General features: G+C 66.7%; 16 protein-coding genes. 11 read left to right on the plus strand and 5 right to left on the minus strand.

From position 1 onward, the window contains the following. Positions 1 to 163: 163 nt before the first annotated feature. The 6 genes from EF294_RS00125 (at position 164) to EF294_RS00150 (ending at position 4850) form a co-directional block, all read left to right on the plus strand. Positions 164 to 517, plus strand: coding sequence for a helix-turn-helix domain-containing protein (locus tag EF294_RS00125; protein ID WP_123925011.1), 354 nt, complete (start codon positions 164 to 166; stop codon positions 515 to 517). Positions 518 to 774: 257 nt separating this feature from the next. Continuing rightward, the gene (locus tag EF294_RS00130; protein ID WP_123925012.1) at positions 775 to 1590 is read left to right on the plus strand and encodes a PspA/IM30 family protein; all 816 of its coding nucleotides are present in this window, start codon (positions 775 to 777) and stop codon (positions 1588 to 1590) included. A gap of 8 nt (positions 1591 to 1598) precedes the next feature. Then, positions 1599 to 2873: a glycosyltransferase gene (locus tag EF294_RS00135; RefSeq protein WP_185090901.1), complete on the plus strand. Its 1275-nt coding sequence runs from the start codon at positions 1599 to 1601 to the stop codon at positions 2871 to 2873. Beyond that, a complete protein-coding gene (locus EF294_RS00140) occupies positions 2864 to 3058 on the plus strand; it encodes a DUF3046 domain-containing protein (RefSeq protein WP_006371417.1) in 195 nt (64 codons plus the stop codon). Before EF294_RS00135 ends, EF294_RS00140 begins: the two co-directional genes overlap by 10 nt. 239 nt (positions 3059 to 3297) lie before the next feature. After that, entirely contained in the window at positions 3298 to 4341 is a 1044-nt protein-coding gene (gene recA, locus EF294_RS00145; protein WP_123925014.1) for a recombinase RecA, read from the plus strand. Then, a complete protein-coding gene (locus EF294_RS00150; protein ID WP_246007611.1) occupies positions 4335 to 4850 on the plus strand; it encodes a regulatory protein RecX in 516 nt (171 codons plus the stop codon). The genes recA and EF294_RS00150 overlap by 7 nt, the downstream gene beginning before the upstream one ends. Before the next feature lie 133 nt (positions 4851 to 4983). Here EF294_RS00150 and EF294_RS00155 read toward each other — a convergent pair whose 3' ends face one another. Genes EF294_RS00155 through EF294_RS00170 form a run of 4 tightly spaced genes read right to left on the minus strand, consistent with a single transcriptional unit; the run spans position 4984 to position 8401 of the window. Beyond that, positions 4984 to 5874 carry an amino acid ABC transporter permease gene (locus tag EF294_RS00155; RefSeq protein ID WP_123925016.1) on the minus strand — a complete coding sequence of 297 codons (891 nt, stop codon included), beginning with the start codon at positions 5872 to 5874 and terminating at the stop codon, positions 4984 to 4986. Beyond that, the gene (locus tag EF294_RS00160; protein ID WP_123925017.1) at positions 5871 to 6554 is read right to left on the minus strand and encodes an amino acid ABC transporter permease; all 684 of its coding nucleotides are present in this window, start codon (positions 6552 to 6554) and stop codon (positions 5871 to 5873) included. Before EF294_RS00160 ends, EF294_RS00155 begins: the two co-directional genes overlap by 4 nt. A 19-nt stretch (positions 6555 to 6573) precedes the next feature. Further along, on the minus strand, positions 6574 to 7629 hold the full coding sequence (locus EF294_RS00165) for a glutamate ABC transporter substrate-binding protein (RefSeq protein ID WP_123925309.1): 1056 nt from the start codon (positions 7627 to 7629) through the stop codon (positions 6574 to 6576). 43 nt (positions 7630 to 7672) lie between these two features. Next, complete coding sequence (locus EF294_RS00170) at positions 7673 to 8401, minus strand: amino acid ABC transporter ATP-binding protein (protein ID WP_185090902.1); 729 nt, start codon at positions 8399 to 8401, stop codon at positions 7673 to 7675. Between the two features lie 224 nt (positions 8402 to 8625). Here EF294_RS00170 and miaB point away from each other — a divergent pair, with 224 nt between their 5' ends. Next, positions 8626 to 10251 carry a tRNA (N6-isopentenyl adenosine(37)-C2)-methylthiotransferase MiaB gene (gene miaB / locus EF294_RS00175; RefSeq protein WP_123925019.1) on the plus strand — a complete coding sequence of 542 codons (1626 nt, stop codon included), beginning with the start codon at positions 8626 to 8628 and terminating at the stop codon, positions 10249 to 10251. Positions 10252 to 10262: 11 nt separating this feature from the next. Next, on the plus strand, positions 10263 to 11039 hold the full coding sequence (locus EF294_RS00180; protein WP_123925020.1) for an Rv2732c family membrane protein: 777 nt from the start codon (positions 10263 to 10265) through the stop codon (positions 11037 to 11039). A gap of 46 nt (positions 11040 to 11085) precedes the next feature. Here EF294_RS00180 and EF294_RS00185 read toward each other — a convergent pair whose 3' ends face one another. Further along, entirely contained in the window at positions 11086 to 12516 is a 1431-nt protein-coding gene (locus EF294_RS00185; protein WP_185090883.1) for a DUF349 domain-containing protein, read from the minus strand. A 229-nt stretch (positions 12517 to 12745) separates the two neighbouring features. Here EF294_RS00185 and EF294_RS00190 point away from each other — a divergent pair, with 229 nt between their 5' ends. The 3 genes from EF294_RS00190 to dapF are packed head-to-tail and all read left to right on the plus strand — an operon-like array spanning position 12746 to position 15464. After that, the gene (locus EF294_RS00190; RefSeq protein WP_123925021.1) at positions 12746 to 13627 is read left to right on the plus strand and encodes a class III extradiol ring-cleavage dioxygenase family protein; all 882 of its coding nucleotides are present in this window, start codon (positions 12746 to 12748) and stop codon (positions 13625 to 13627) included. Beyond that, positions 13624 to 14547, plus strand: coding sequence for a tRNA (adenosine(37)-N6)-dimethylallyltransferase MiaA (gene miaA, locus EF294_RS00195; RefSeq protein WP_123925022.1), 924 nt, complete (start codon positions 13624 to 13626; stop codon positions 14545 to 14547). The genes EF294_RS00190 and miaA overlap by 4 nt, the downstream gene beginning before the upstream one ends. After that, positions 14544 to 15464: a diaminopimelate epimerase gene (dapF, locus tag EF294_RS00200; protein WP_123925023.1), complete on the plus strand. Its 921-nt coding sequence runs from the start codon at positions 14544 to 14546 to the stop codon at positions 15462 to 15464. Before miaA ends, dapF begins: the two co-directional genes overlap by 4 nt. Positions 15465 to 15520: the final 56 nt, after the last annotated feature.

Below are 15520 nucleotides of genomic sequence, written 5' to 3' on the forward strand. Positions count from 1 at the left end.
GCTCAACGGTTGCCCGCGCGTGAGCTTCGGGAACGACACACCCCTGTCGGGCGTTGAAGTGCACGATGCTGGTTGGCCAACGCGATGTGGAGCCTCGTCACGGGCATTTCATCGCTGCAGGTGGCGATGCTCGGAAGTGCGAGACAGACAGGGAGGAAGCTCGATGGCAATGCTTTTGCGAGAGGCGCTCGGCGATAGCCTGCGTCGTGTTCGCACCCAGCAGGGCCGGACGCTACGTGAGGTGTCCACTGATGCGCGGGTGAGTCTGGGTTACCTGTCCGAGGTCGAGCGGGGCCAGAAAGAGGCATCCAGCGAATTACTGGCAGCCATCTGCGATGCGCTCGAGGTGGAGATCGCGGATCTGCTCCTCGACGTCGGCACGGCCATGCGTCCCGCTCATGCTGCGGTGTCGTCACCGGCTGCCGAGAGTGCCGACCGGGAGGCGGTGATCGCTTCCAAGGTGGTCATAGCCGCACCCGAGGTGCGTGCCCGCGCGACTGCGCTGGCCGCAGCCTGACGTCACATCATCGACGGACGCTTCGGTCCGCCGGTGTCGACGTCGTGCGTGGTCTCCGGTCACCGATGTAGGTCTGGCATCTGCTGATGTCGTATGTCCGGGTGACGGAGCGACCTGAGTGCGCGCGGCCCGCGCCATCCGGGTATGCCGGGGGTAGTTCCCCAACTGAATGCCGGACTGCATCGCACCACCGATCGAGACGCTAGATTGGTGTGCAGACCGACGCGAAACCGTTCTGAATGGAGCTGACGAGAAGCATGGCGAACCCGTTCGTGAAGATGTGGCGCTATCTGATGGCACTCGGCAACTCGACGATTGACGAGAATGCCGACCCGAAGATCCAGATCCAGCAGGCGATTGAGGATGCGCAACGGCAGCACCAGGCTCTCTCGCAGCAGGCGGCGTCGGTGATCGGCAACCAGCGTCAGCTCGAGATGAGGCTCAACCGCCAACTCGAAGAGGTCGAGCGGCTGCAGGCCAACACCCGGCAGGCACTGACCCTGGCAGATCAGGCCAACGCCGCCGGCGATGCCCAGAAGGCCCAGGAGTACACCAACGCCGCGGAGGCATTCGCCGCTCAGCTCGTCACCGCCGAACAGGGCGTCGAAGACCTCAAATCGCTGCACGACCAGTCCTTGCAGGCCGCGCAACAGGCGAAGCAGGCCGTCGAGCGTAACGCCATGCTTTTGCAGCAGAAGCTGGCCGAACGCTCCAAGCTACTCAGCCAGCTCGAGCAGGCCAAGATGCAGGAGCAGGTCAGCGCCTCCCTCAATCAGATGAGTGAGCTCTCGGTGCCGGGTAACACCCCGAGCCTCGACCAGGTGCGGGAGAAGATCGAGCGGCGCTATGCCAACGCGCTCGGTTCCGCCGAACTGGCGAAGAATTCGGTGCAGGGCCGGGTGGCCGAGGTCGAGCAGGCCGGTGTACAGATGGCCGGACATGCGCGTCTCGAGCAGATCCGTGCCAGCATGTCCGGCGGTTCGCTGCCGACTGGGGGAGCGGCCTCCCCGGCGGCGCAGCCCGCACCGGGCCTGACCAAGCCGACCACCGAACCGCCGCAGACGGGCAACTGACGTCCCCGCTGCCGCCGACGTCGTCCCCGGTGGCTCCCCGGAAGGTTGCCATTGTCGCCGGTCCGGACGCCGGACACGCTTTTCCTGCATTTGCCCTGGCGGAAAAGCTTGCTGCACAAGATATCTCAACCACAGTGTGGACAGGTGCCGTCTGGCACGAGGTGGCGCGTTCGCGAGGAATCGACGTCGCGGAGTTGCCGGGGCTGCGTGCACTCGCCACCGACGATGACTCCGACGCCGGTGCCAAGCTCGCCGCGCGGGCGGCGCGTATGGCGGTTGGTCTCGCCCCGTTGCTGGCGGCGCGGGGCACCGATTTGGTGATCTCCGACGTCATCACCGTCGGCGGACTGTGGGCTGCGGAGCTGTGCGGGATCCCCGCGATCGAATTGTCGCCACATCCGCTCTACCTGCCGTCGCGGGGACTGCCACCGATCGGCGCCGGGCTGAGTCCCGGTGGTGGGGTGGGCGGACGACTCCGCGACATCGCGCTACGCACGGCGAGCAACGTCTCCGTCCGGGCCGGTGAGCGTCAGCGTGCGACAGCACGGCGGGGGATCGGTTTGGCCGGGCTGCGGTCCGGCATACCCCGGGTGATCGCGACCTTACCTGCACTCGAGGTGTCCCGACCGGATTGGCCGCCGCAGGCGCACATCGTCGGGCCACTGCTGTGGGAACCCACCGACGCGATCGTCGAACCGCCGTCGGGCTCGGGCCCGTTGGTGGTGGTGGCGCCGTCGACCGCGGTGATCGGTGCGGCCGACATGCTCACCGAGACGCTGGCCGGATTGGCTGTACTGGCATCGAGAAGTCCTGTGCGCGTGGTCATCTCGTCGCTCAACCCGCCAGGCTCCGAGGGGTTCGGGGCGCCCGGGCTGTCGGTGACGGCGGGCCTGGGACGGCAGGATCAACTCGTCGCCCGAGCCGACGTGGTGGTGTGCGGTGGGGGGCACGGGTTGTTGGCGAAGTCGTTGTCGGCAGGAGTACCGGTGGTCACGGTGCCGGGCGGCGGTGATCAGTGGGAGTTGGCCAACCGTGTGGCCCGGCAGGGCAGTGGGCTGGTGGTGCGGCCGGTCCAGGGGCATGCGATTGCCGATGCGGTCGCCACGGTGCTCGGCGATCCGGGGTACGCGCGCGCGGCGGCGGCCGCCGCCGCGTCGATCTCGGACGTGGTGGACCCGGTTCGCGTGGCGTGCGATGTGTATCGGCGGTCGGTCGCCGGTGGCGATCTCGGACGTGGCGATCGGTACCGGACGCACGGAGGGGAAGTGCCGCGATGCGACTGACCGAGTTCACTGAGTTGATCACCGAGGAATTCGGCACGATGTCGGCGGATTCGATCCTGTCCGATCACGTGCTCACCGAACTCGGTGGGCGGACGGGCGCGCAGGCGATCGAGGCCGGCGTGGATCCCCGCGACGTGTGGGTGGCGATCTGCCGTGACTTCGACGTGCCGCGCCACCGTTGGTAGGCAGTCGTGCTGCCAGAACTCGTCGCCTGCCGCGTGTCGGACTTGCCATCGAACACATGTTCACGCAATTCTGTAGGGGTGTGGAACCAACTCGGCATCGCGTGCGTCCAAAGCTCTCGTGAGGACGTGAACGGTGTTGTCGGACCCCGTCGCTAACGTCCTTCGCGAATCACACAGATACCGACGACCCACCCGATGAACGCCGGAGTCCCCCGGCGCACAGACACGAGGAGACAGCCATGGCAGCAGCGCCCCAGGATCGTGAAAAGGCACTCGATCTCGCACTCGCACAGATCGACAAGAACTTCGGCAAGGGCTCGGTCATGCGACTCGGCGAGGAGACTCGGCAGCCGATCGAGGTGATCCCGACCGGCTCGATCGCCCTCGACGTCGCGCTGGGTATTGGCGGACTGCCGCGCGGCCGCGTGGTCGAGATCTACGGACCGGAATCGTCGGGTAAGACCACGGTCGCCCTGCATGCGGTCGCCAACGCGCAGGCACAGGGTGGCATCGCGGCGTTCATCGATGCCGAGCACGCACTGGATCCGGATTACGCGGCCAAGCTCGGCGTGGACGTCGACGCCCTACTGGTGTCGCAGCCGGACACCGGTGAGCAGGCGTTGGAGATCGCCGATATGCTGATTCGCTCCGGTGCCCTCGACATCCTGGTCATCGACTCGGTTGCCGCACTGGTCCCCAAGGCCGAGATCGAGGGCGAGATGGGCGATTCGCACGTCGGTCTGCAGGCCCGCCTGATGAGCCAGGCGTTGCGCAAGATGACCTCGGCGTTGAGCAATTCCAACACCACCGCGATCTTCATCAATCAGCTGCGCGAGAAGATCGGCGTGATGTTCGGTTCGCCGGAGACCACGACGGGCGGTAAGGCACTGAAGTTCTACTCGTCGGTGCGTCTGGATGTCCGTCGCATCGAGACCCTGAAGGACGGCACCGACGCTGTCGGCAACCGCACCCGCGTCAAGGTCGTCAAGAACAAGGTGGCACCGCCGTTCAAGCAGGCCGAGTTCGACATCCTCTACGGACACGGCATCTCCAAGGAGGGCTCGCTCATCGACATGGGTGTGGCCGAAGGCTTCATCCGCAAGTCCGGTTCGTGGTTCACCTACGAGGGTGATCAGCTCGGTCAGGGCAAGGAGAACGCCCGGAAGTTCTTGCTCGAGAATGACGACATCCGCGACGAGATCGAGAAGAAGATCAAGGAGAAGCTGGGCATCGGCGCGGTGGTCGACGCCGATGACGTCGCACCGGCACCGGTGGAATTCTGACCGGCGCTGACAAGCCCAGCGGTGCCACCGGCCCCACAGCGTGGGATGTGGCGTTGCGGCTGCTGGGTGTCCGGGCGCGGTCACGCGGCGAGATGCAGGAGCGACTGGTTCGGCGCGGCTTCGACGCTGACACGGTCGCCGAAGTGATGCGGCGTCTGGACTCCGCGGGTCTGCTCGACGACGAGGACTTCGCCGCCGAGTGGGTGTGGTCACGCCAGACCCACTCGGGACGCGGGCGTGTGGCTCTACGTCACGAGCTCAAGGCCAAGGGTGTAGATGCGGCGACGATCGAAAGTGTGTTGTCCAACATCGATCCCGAGGACGAGCGCGCTGTGGCCAGCCGCCTGGTCGCCAAGAAGCTGACTCCACGTGTGCTCGAGCAGGTGGCCGATCGCGCGGTGCGGGACAAGCACTTTCGTCGGCTCGTGGGCATGTTGGTCCGTCGCGGATATTCGCAGTCGATGGCGATCGAGGTCGTCGGCGAGCACCTCGACGCCGCAGTGGAATGAATGCGGCCGAACGCGAACTTGCCGGCGCGACGCAGCAGGACAGCTCGATCACAAGTGACGTTTCACCCGGAATCCGATCGGCAATGTCATTCCGATCGGCAACAGCAGCTGATCGGCGCTGAGCGGGGATGCGTTATCGAGGACCGACGCCCGGAATGTTCTCCATCGCGCCGAGGTCCACGTCCTCGCCGTGGGGGACCTCGGTTCTGCGGCGCCCGCGTCGCAACGTCTTCTCGATGAACGTCGCCAGCGACGACAGGCCGAAGTTGATGACGATCATCACGACCGCCACCACGACGAGTGCGGGCAGGTAGTTGCCGTAGTACGACGCCGACTGGATACCCGACCGGACCACCTCGACGTAGCCGATGGCGTATCCCAGTGCGGAGTCCTTCAGTGCGATCACCATCTGTGAGATCAGTGCGGGCAGCATCGCGGTGATCGCCTGCGGAAGCAGCACGATACGCATCATCTGGGACTTGCGCAGTCCCAACGCCACAGACGCCTCGGTCTGTCCTTTCGGCAAGGAATTGATGCCCGAACGCAGGATCTCGGCGATTACCGACCCGTTATAGAGCGTGAGACCCGTGACGACCGCTGCGAAGGCCAGCTGCGACGACGGGAACACCGCGTAATCGGCGAACAGGTAGTAGGCAAAGATCATCAGAATCAGCACCGGAATGGCGCGGAAGATCTCGACGAACATGCCCGCCAGTGTCCGCACCCACAGGTGATCGGACAGTCGGCCGATACCGAGCGCCGAGCCCAGGACCATGGCGAAGATGATCGACAGGAACGCCGCTTTCAGCGTGCCCCACAGCCCCGGCAGGATATAGGTCGTCCAGGTGGTCCCGGTGACGAAGGGATTCCATTTCTCGGCGGTGAGCTGTTGGTTGTCGGTCAGTACGACGACCACGTACACGACGATGGCGATGATCACGGCGAGGAAGATCGCGGCGATGATCGCATTGCGAATCCGCGCCTTGGGGCCGGGTGCGTCGTAGAGAACTGTTGCGCCGCTCATCGTTTCACCGCCAGTCGTCTGGCGAGGTAGCCGAAGACGGCGCCCTCGATCAGGGTGATGATCATGAACCCGATGGCGATGATCAGGAAGATCGCGACGATCTCATTGGCGTGGTCCTCGATCTGTTCCTTCATCAGCAGCGAGGCCTCGGCAACCCCAATCACCGAGGCGATCGTGGTGTTCTTGGTCAGTGCGATCAACACGCTGCCCAGCGGCCCGATCACCGAACGCAACGCCTGTGGCAGGACGATGATCCCGAAGACCTGCGTGAAACCCAGGCCCAGGGAGCGGGCTGCCTCGGCCTGCCCGATCGGGACGGTGTTGAAACCCGATCGCAGTGTCTCGCAGACGAAGGTGGCCGTGTAGAGGATGAAGGCCAGCACCGCCAGGCGGAAGTTGTTGTTCTCGATGAAGGTGCTGTTCTCGGGAGCCAACGCCAGACCGAGGTTCTGATACAGGCCCACCGAGCAGAAGATGATGATCAGCGTCAGCGGGGTGTTGCGCACGATGTTGACGTAGGTGGCGCCGAACCAGCGCATCACCGGGACGGGGGAGACCCGCATCCCGGCCAGGATGATGCCCCAGATGAGCGCGCCGAGCGCCGACCAGAAGGTGAGTTCCAGGGTCACCGTGAACGCGGGCCACAGTTGTGGCCCCATGTCCGACCAGAGTTCATTCATGGTTGGTCACCTGCCTTCCTCAGCTCAGGCCCGGCGGGCACGGGGTGGACGTGGAGTTGACGATCTTGTCGACGGCCTGCGGTCCGGGGTCGGGCAGGAACTTGTAGCTCGATCCGGGAGCTGCGGCGCGGGCCGTCATCTCGTCGACATGCCGATTGCCGATTGCCTTGCGCAGCGCTGCTTCCCATGCGGATTCACCCCCGGCCGGTCCGGGCTGCAGCATGGCGTCGAGTGCCTCATCCACGGCGGTGATCGCGTCGGGGTAGTTCTTGGCCATGCCGATGCCGTAGTTTTCGGTGGAGAACGGCGCACCTCGTTTCTTGAGGACTTTTTTGCCGCCGCTGGCGACGCACGCGTCCTTGGGGTAGGTCATCCCGACGAGCTTGAACTCGTCGGGGAAGAAGTCGGCGTAACCGGCGAGGATGACCTCGTCGGTGGTCAGCGCGTCGACCTTGCCTCGCCGCACGGCCTCCACACACGAGGAGTACGAGTCGTACTCCTGTAGCTGCACACCGGGCAGCTGTGCCTTGACGTTCTGCGCCGACGTCGATCCGGTGACCGAGCAGAGCTTCTTGCCCTTGTTCAGATCGGTCAGCGAGGTGATCGAGTTGTCGTCCTCGCGGACGAGCAGGGCCTGGTAGTTGATCAGATAGGGGCCGGCGAAGTTGACCTGCTTGGCGCGGGAGGCGTTGATCGAGTAGGTGGCCGCGATCATGTCGACCTCACCGTTGTTGATGAGCGTCTCACGCTGGGCCGACGGCGTCTCGCGCCAGGTGATCTCGGGATGAGCCACCCGGAGTTGATCGGCGATGTGATTGACCACGTAGGTCGACACAGACGGGTCGAATCCGGTGACGCTCCGGTCGGGGTTGCGGATACCCAGGCCGGGCTGGTCGTATTTGGTGCCCAGAACCACTCTCCCGTTGCGGATCGAGTCGAGCAGGTTGCGCGGTTCGGAACTGCCACAGGCGCTCACACAGGTGGCAAGAACCGCGGCAACGAGCACAGCGACGCCCAGGGCCGCATTTCGGCCGCGCCGCCGATGACCGGAAGTTTGTGGAAAACGTTGCCGCATATGTCTTGTCGATGATCCCGGGGTGTTGGTGGGGTTGTCCATCTCAGTGACCCAGGATCTTCGACAGGAACTCCTTGGCGCGGTCGGACTGCGGGTTGTCGAAGAAGGACTCGGGGTCGGAGTCCTCGACGACGGCGCCGTCGGCCATGAAGATGACGCGGTCTGCGGCCTTGCGGGCGAAGCCCATCTCGTGGGTGACCACGAGCATCGTCATGCCCTCCTTGGCCAGCGAGACCATCACGTCGAGGACCTCGTTGACCATCTCCGGGTCGAGTGCCGAGGTGGGCTCGTCGAAGAGCATGATCTTGGGGTTCATGGCCAGGGACCGAGCGATGGCCACGCGTTGTTGCTGCCCGCCGGACAGCTGTGCCGGGTACTTGTCCTTCTGGCTGGCGATACCGACGCGCTCGAGGAGTTGGAGGGCGTGCTTCTCCGCCTCGGCCTTGCTCTGTTTGCGGACCTTCGTTGGCGCGAGGGTGACGTTCTGCAGGATCGTCTTGTGCGCGAACAGGTTGAACGATTGGAAGACCATGCCGACATCGGCGCGTAGGCGGGCCAGGTCTTTGCCCTCGGCGGGTAGTGATTCGCCCTCGATGCGGATCTCGCCGCTGTCGATCGGTTCGAGGCGATTGATCGTGCGGCACAGAGTGGACTTGCCCGATCCCGAGGGGCCCAGCACGACCACGACCTGACCGCGCGGGACGTTGAGGTTGATGTCCTTGAGGACGTGCAGCTCACCGAAGTGCTTCTGCACCTTCGTCATGGTGATCATCGGCGGTGAATCGGCCGCGGTCGCCGCATCCGGCGCCGCGTTCGGAGATTCGGTCATACGTAGCAACCCTAATCGGGATAAGTCCGAATGACGCGGTAAATGCGACACCTGCGTGTTCGGTTCGGGAAGCCGATGGTCACGTGTATATCTCCGCCCCGACCCGCTGGAGGTGATCGGTCGGCGACTCCACAGCCGATTTGCCCCCGCCCCGTACTCTGGACCGAGTGAGTATCGACCTGTCCGAATCCTCAGCGACCTCACCGGATGCCGGTGTGGGCGGTGACGCCGTGCGTCGCTATCAGGTCCGCACCTATGGCTGCCAGATGAACGTCCACGACTCCGAGCGGATCTCGGGGCTGCTCGAGGAGGCGGGTTATCTACCCGCCTCCGACGACGACGACGCCGACCTCGTGGTCTTCAACACGTGCGCTATCCGTGAGAATGCCGACAACAAACTCTATGGCAATCTGTCGCATTTGGCGCCGGTGAAGGCCGCTCGGCCGGGTATGCAGATCGCCGTAGGCGGTTGTCTTGCGCAGAAGGACAAGGACGCGGTTTTAGGTCGGGCGCCCTGGGTCGACGTTGTCTTCGGCACCCACAACATCGGGTCGTTGCCGGTGCTACTCGAACGCGCGCGACACAACGAAGCCGCGCAGGTCGAGATCCGCGATTCGCTGGAGGCGTTTCCCTCGACGCTGCCGGCCAAACGTGAATCCGCTTATGCCGGTTGGGTTTCGGTGTCGGTAGGGTGTAACAACACCTGCACGTTCTGCATTGTTCCGTCGTTGCGCGGGAAAGAGGTCGATCGCCGGCCCGGCGATGTGCTCGCCGAGGTGACCGCCCTCGTCGATGCCGGTGTGCTCGAGGTGACCCTGCTCGGGCAGAACGTCAACGCTTACGGCATGTCCTTCGCCGACCCGGGGACCCCGCGTAACCGCGGTGCGTTCGCCGAACTGCTGCGGGCTTGTGGTGACATCGACGGACTCGAACGCGTGCGGTTTACCTCGCCCCATCCGGCAGAGTTCACCGACGACGTCATCGAGGCGATGGCCCAGACACCGAATGTGTGCCCGCAACTGCACATGCCGTTGCAATCCGGGTCGGACCGGATCCTGAAGTCGATGCGACGCAGCTATCGGCGGACCCGGTTCTTGGGCATCCTCGACAAGGTGCGCGCGGCGATGCCACACGCCGCCATCACCACCGACATCATCGTCGGCTTCCCCGGTGAAACCGAGGACGACTTCGCTCAGACCCTCGAGGTGGTCGAACAGGCCCGCTTCGCCAGCGCCTTCACCTTCCAGTACTCGCCGCGACCGGGAACACCCGCGGCCACGATGGACGACCAGGTGCCGCCTGCAGTGGTTGCCGAGCGGTACCAGCGACTGATCGAACTCCAGGAGCGGATCTGTCTGTCAGAGAACCAAGCCATCATCGGACGGCAGGTCGAGTTGCTCGTGGTGGCCGACGAGGGTCGCAAGAGCGCACACTCGCACCGCATGACCGGTCGGGCGCGAGACGGTCGGCTGGTCCATTTCCGCCCCGGGGATCTCGCCGCGGCGATTCGTCCCGGTGACATCGTGACGACCGAGGTCACCGAGGCGGCGCCGCACCACCTCATCGCCGACACCGGCGTGGCCGGGCATCGGCGCACCCGGGCCGGTGACGCGCACGAACAGAGCCGGACCCCGACGACCCCGCCGGTCGGTGTTGGCCTCGGCATTCCCGGCATCGGTCCCGCGCCGGTCGTCGCGGACGACAGCGGCTGTGGTGCCGGGGCATGCGGGGCCGGCACGACCGCACCCGGTTCCGAGGTTCCCGGGCGCGTGATGGCGACGGCAGGACAGTGAGAGACGAGGACATGAGTATCGAGCGCCAGAACCCGAAGGATTCCGATCACCGCGAGGGCGACGACGCCGCGAACGTGGTCGACTCCGATGCTGCGGGCAAGCGTGAGCGCCACGAGAATCTGCGGGGTGACAAGGCGCTGTCGGAGCTTCTCGGTCGCGACGTCCGGCGGCCGTCGGGATCGTCGGAGAGCCTCGCCGATCTGGCTGCCTACGAGAACGACCTGCGCAAGGCCGAACGCAGGGTGGCCGGTGAGATCGATCCGGGTGCGCGCGCCATCGTCGTGGCGGTCGCGGTGCTCCTGGCGATGGTATCGCTGGTGTTGCCGCACACCGGGTCCGCCAGCGGGATCGACGTGCTGACGATGTCGGCGACTGCAGTGACCGAGCGGGTGGCGGTGACCTCCCGGGTTTTCGTGTACCTGCTGTTGATCTTCGGGATCGGCGCGTCGATGCTCGCACTGCTCACCCGGCGCTGGATCATCGCGTGGGTCGCATTGTGCGGGTCGGCGGTCGCCTGCGTGGCCGGGCTGCTGGCCTGGTGGACCCGCAACACCCCGGGCGTCGGCGGCATCGAGCCGCCGTCCGGCGTCGGAATCGGGCTGATCCTCGGCTGGATCGCGGTCTTCGTGCTCAGCTTCCACTGGGCGCGGGTCGTGTGGGCACGCAGCACCTATCACCTCGCGATCGCCGAGCAGCGCCGGGTTGAGGCCGCCAGACGCGAGGAGGTGACCCGTCGCATCCGCGGGCGGACCGACTTCCGGCCACCGACCGGGGACTCCGGGGCCTGACCAGCCGGGACTCCGGGGCCTGACCAGCCGCTGACCCCGGCTGGGCTCAGCGTTCCTCGATTGCCGTCTGGGCGGCTTGTGCCCACTCGTGCCATTGCGCCGCCTGCTCGCGTAACTTGGCCGCCTCCCGTGCCTTGCCGCGCTCCTCAGCCTTGCGGGCCTGCTCCTCCAATTGTGCCGCGCGCTCGGCGAATTGGGTGGCGCGTGCCTGCGCCTGGGGATCGGTGCGCTGCCATTGTGCATCCTCGGCATCGCGAATTCGCTTCTCCAGGGCTCGCGCCCGGCTCTCGAGGCTGTGCATCTGCTCCCGAGGAACCTTGCCGATCTCGTCCCACTTGTCCCGGAAGGCACGGAACTCACGGCGGGCCGCATCGAGGTCGACCGCGGGATCGATGGCGGACTCGGCGGCGGCGAGCAACTCAAGTTTTGCATGACCGTTGGCGGTGAACTCGGCGTCGCGCTCGGAGGTGATCGCATTGCGTGCGGCAAAGAATACGTCCTGCGCCGCCTTGAACCGCTGCCACAGGGCTTCGTCGGCGTCGCGGGGGGCGCGGCCCGCGGCCTTCCATTCGCCCAGCAACTCCCGGAAGTGGGCCGAGGTCGGACCCCAGTCGGTCGACGACGACAGTTCCTCGGCCCGCGCGATCAACTCCTCCTTGCGTGCCTTGGCGCCGGCACGCACCCGGTCGAGCTCGGCGAAATGAGCGCCCCGTCGGCGGTTGAAGGCGTCGCGAGCCTTCGCGTACCGCTTCCACAGCACGTCGTCGGTCTTGCGGTCGATCCCCTTGATCGACTTCCATTCGTCGAGGATCGCTCGCAGCCGGTCTCCCGAGGTCTTCCACTGGGTGGACTCCGCGCCGATGACCTCGGCCTCGGCGGCCAGTTCTTCCTTGCGGGCGATCGCGGCGACACGGGCGGCCTCCCGCTCGGCCTTGAGCGAATCGGCGACCTCGTCGGCGGTCCCGACGATCGCCGACAACCGCGCGGCCAGCGCATCGACGTCACCGATCACCGCGGCATCGGGGAGGGTCTCCAGCAGATGTTTGGCAGCGGCTTGCGCCTTGCGCGGATCGCCGGAACGCGCGGCGAGTCGTTCCTCGAGGATCTCGACCTCGGTGGCCAGGTCGTCAAAGCGCCGCCCGAAGTGTTCGAGCCCGTCGTCGACGGACCCGGCCTGCCACGACCCGATCTGCCGTTCGCCTGACGAGGTCTTCAGCCACACGACGCCGTCGGCGTCGACCCGTCCGAATCGGTGGGGATCGGTGTGTGGCAACGGGTTCGGGGTGACGACCGGGATCGGGGCGGACGCTGCCGGCCCCGGTTGCGGGCGGGGCCGCGGGCCGGGGCGGGGACCCGGACGCGGACCGGGTTTGGGGATCGGGGGCCCGGCTGCCGGTCCCGTGGTGGGTTCGGTGGTGTCGGTGTTGCCGGTGGCGTCGTGCCCGCCGGTCTCCGGTGTCCTGTCTGGTCCGCTCATGTGCAGGTGCCCCTTCCCGCCTCGTGGTGCCGCGCGTCACGGCTGCCGTGTCACTTCGATCCCCGGCCGCGTCGGCCGCCGGGCTGGAGTCCATTCAAGCAGTTCGGAGTTCATCGCGTGTGGGCTGCGGAACAATGGGTACCGCTCGTCGCCCGATCGGTGGGTTCGAGCCGAGAGGCCCGCCCGGGCTGCGCGCCGTGGCACTGCGCCGTCGACTAGCGTCGAGCACGTGTTCACCTGCGCGGTATTCGTCCCGAGTGCGCCCCTGCTGGTACCTGAACTCGCCGGTCCCGACGCCGACGACACGCGGCCGGTACGTGAGGCGACGCGTTCGGCGGTGCGGGCGCTGGCGGACTCGGCCACCCGGTGGGTTGCCCTCGGCGCCGACGACGTGCCGGTCGTTCCGGCGAGCGGTCGCGCCGCAGCAGTGCCCACCGATCGACCGCGATGCGGCACCGATGTGGCCGTCACCGGGACCTTCGCGCGCTTCGGTGTTGACCTACCGGTGACCCTGGATCCCGCCGCGGAGGAGGTTGGCGTGCAGGTCGACGCCGAGCGTGTACGACCACGATTGCCGCTGTCGATGCTGATCGCCGCTTGGCTGCGGGAACAGGCGGGCGCCGACCGCGTGACGCCGGTGGTGCTCGACCCGTCGGCGAGCCCCGCGCAGTGCGCGGCGGTGGGGGACGAGATCGCGGCGGAGCTCTCGGCGGTGTCCGAACCGGTGGGTCTGCTCGTGGTGGGTGACGGCGCGATCGCGTTGTCGCCGAAGGCTCCGGGCGGTGGCGAACGCGCATCGGCGGTGCGTGTGCAGAAGCGAATCGACTCCGCTCTCGAATGCGGGGATGTGGAAGCTCTGGCCGACCTCGACGTGCGGGAGTGCCATGCCGAGGGCGTCGGTGGACGAGTCGCCTGGCAGGTCGCGGCGGCGGTGACCCGGGCATCGGGCGCACACACCTGTGTGACTCCCGCAGACATGCATCCCGCCCGGGTGGACGCCGCCCGGGTGGACGCCGACTTTTTCTATGCCGCAGCGCCGTTCGGTGTGGGATACGTCGTCGCACGCTGGACCCCGATTTCGGCCGGACCACGAACAGGATCCGCATCATGACCGGCGGTGATATCGGGTCGCCCGTTCCGGTTGCGGTGGTGGGTCCCACGGCGGTCGGCAAATCCGATCTCGCGCTCGATCTCGCCGAGGCCCTCGACGGGGAGATCGTCAACATCGACGCGATGCAGCAGTACCGCGGTATGGACATCGGCACCGCGAAACTCGCCGTCGGGCAGCGCCGCGGCATCACCCATCACCAGATCGATGTTCTCGACGTGACCGAGATCGCCACGGTCGCGCGATATCAGGCCGCGGCCACGCACGACATCGAGGAGTTGCTCTCGGCCGGCCGGACCCCGGTGATCGTCGGCGGATCGATGCTCTACATTCAGGGCTTGCTCGACGACTGGAAGTTTCCGGCGACCGACCCGCAGGTGCGTGCGCGTTACGAGGAGATGCTGGCGCAGATCGGCGTCGCCGCTCTGCATCGCAGGCTCGCCGAGGTCGACCCCGCCGCGGCCGAATCGATCCTCGACACCGACGGCCGCCGGATCGTCCGGGCACTCGAGGTCGTCGAACTCACCGGTGAGCCGTTCGCCGCGTCGGCTCCCACGATCGGTGAAGCGCGCTGGGGCACAAGGATTGTCGCTCTTGACAGAGAGACCGCTGACCTCGACGAGCGGATCGCTGCGCGGACCGCGGAAATGTTCGCCAACGGCCTGGTCGACGAGGTGGCCGCGCTGGCCGAGGGCGGTCTGCGTGAGGGGCGTACCGCGCGCCGGGCGATCGGATACGCCCAGACCTTGGCCGCCCTCGACGGCGAGTACGACCTCGACCGGGCCGTTGAGCTGACCGTTATCGGCACCCGGCGTTATGTTCGCCGGCAACGTTCCTGGTTCCGACGTGATCACCGGATCGCGTGGTTCGACGCCGCGGCCACCGACCTGACCGATGGGGTACTGGCTACTCTGGACCGGTGACGACCAGCGCCTCGACCACCGCCACCGAATCGATGAGTGGACTGCCGTTCGTGAAGGGCCACGGTACCCAGAACGACTTCGTCATCCTTACCGACCCCGCGGCCGAGATCGCACTGAGTGCCGACCTCGTCGCCGCTTTGTGCGATCGGCAACGTGGTATCGGCTCCGACGGACTGTTGCGGGTTGCGCGATCGGGTGCGCTGGTGGCTGCGGGGGTGCTGGAGTCCCTTCCGGGCCAGGTGAACCCTGACGACTGGTTCATGGATTATCGCAACGCCGACGGCTCGATCGCCGAGATGTGCGGTAACGGGGTCCGTGTCTTCGCCCATCACCTGCGTGCGTCGGGACTCGTGGGCACCGACGACTTCATCGTGGGCTCGCGCGCTGGCGCGCGTCCGGTCGTCGTACATTCCTTCGACCGACTGCGCGCCGACGTCAGTGTGCAGATGGGCCCGGCCGCCGTGGGGGAGCCGTCGACGGTCCGCATCGGCGACGATCTGTATCCCGGCGTCGCCGTCGACGTCGGCAACCCGCATCTGGCCTGTGTCGTTCCCGAACTCGATGCCGACGGACTGGCCGCCGTGGACTTCTCCCGGGGTGTGGTGATCGACCCCGAGGTCTTCGCCCACGGAGCCAACGTCGAACTGCTGACCGTCCCGGAGACTGTCGACGGACGCCTGCACGCACGGATGCGGGTGTTCGAACGCGGTGTCGGCGAAACCCGAAGCTGTGGAACGGGTTTGGTGGCCGCGGCGGCCGCCGCGCTAGGTCATCGGGGCGAGCGGGTCGGAGAACTGGTGATCGACGTGCCGGGCGGGCGGGTCGAGGTGCGCATCCTCGCCGACGACGCGTGGCTGCGCGGCCCGTCGGAACTGGTTGCCGACGGTGCGTTGCGCGCCGGGTGGGACGGGTCCTGACACGACCGGCAAACGGTTCCGACGACGGCCGGGTGGTACGGCACGGGTCATGGAGT

It is taken from the genome of Gordonia oryzae (assembly GCF_003797185.1).
GTDB classification, from domain to species: Bacteria; Actinomycetota; Actinomycetes; order Mycobacteriales; family Mycobacteriaceae; genus Gordonia; species Gordonia oryzae.

What these genes read in the sequence shown, in the direction of transcription:
- miaA (WP_123925022.1), top strand. Translation starts at nt 13,624, where the DNA reads ATGACCGGCGGTGATATCGGGTCGCCCGTTCCGGTTGCGGTGGTGGGT.
- EF294_RS00155 (WP_123925016.1), bottom strand. Translation starts at nt 5,874, where the DNA reads ATGAGCGGCGCAACAGTTCTCTACGACGCACCCGGCCCCAAGGCGCGG.
- EF294_RS00180 (WP_123925020.1), top strand. Translation starts at nt 10,263, where the DNA reads ATGAGTATCGAGCGCCAGAACCCGAAGGATTCCGATCACCGCGAGGGC.
- EF294_RS00160 (WP_123925017.1), bottom strand. Translation starts at nt 6,554, where the DNA reads ATGAATGAACTCTGGTCGGACATGGGGCCACAACTGTGGCCCGCGTTC.
- EF294_RS00130 (WP_123925012.1), top strand. Translation starts at nt 775, where the DNA reads ATGGCGAACCCGTTCGTGAAGATGTGGCGCTATCTGATGGCACTCGGC.
- recA (WP_123925014.1), top strand. Translation starts at nt 3,298, where the DNA reads ATGGCAGCAGCGCCCCAGGATCGTGAAAAGGCACTCGATCTCGCACTC.
- EF294_RS00140 (WP_006371417.1), top strand. Translation starts at nt 2,864, where the DNA reads ATGCGACTGACCGAGTTCACTGAGTTGATCACCGAGGAATTCGGCACG.
- EF294_RS00165 (WP_123925309.1), bottom strand. Translation starts at nt 7,629, where the DNA reads ATGCGGCAACGTTTTCCACAAACTTCCGGTCATCGGCGGCGCGGCCGA.
- EF294_RS00170 (WP_185090902.1), bottom strand. Translation starts at nt 8,401, where the DNA reads ATGATCACCATGACGAAGGTGCAGAAGCACTTCGGTGAGCTGCACGTC.
- EF294_RS00185 (WP_185090883.1), bottom strand. Translation starts at nt 12,516, where the DNA reads ATGAGCGGACCAGACAGGACACCGGAGACCGGCGGGCACGACGCCACC.
- EF294_RS00125 (WP_123925011.1), top strand. Translation starts at nt 164, where the DNA reads ATGGCAATGCTTTTGCGAGAGGCGCTCGGCGATAGCCTGCGTCGTGTT.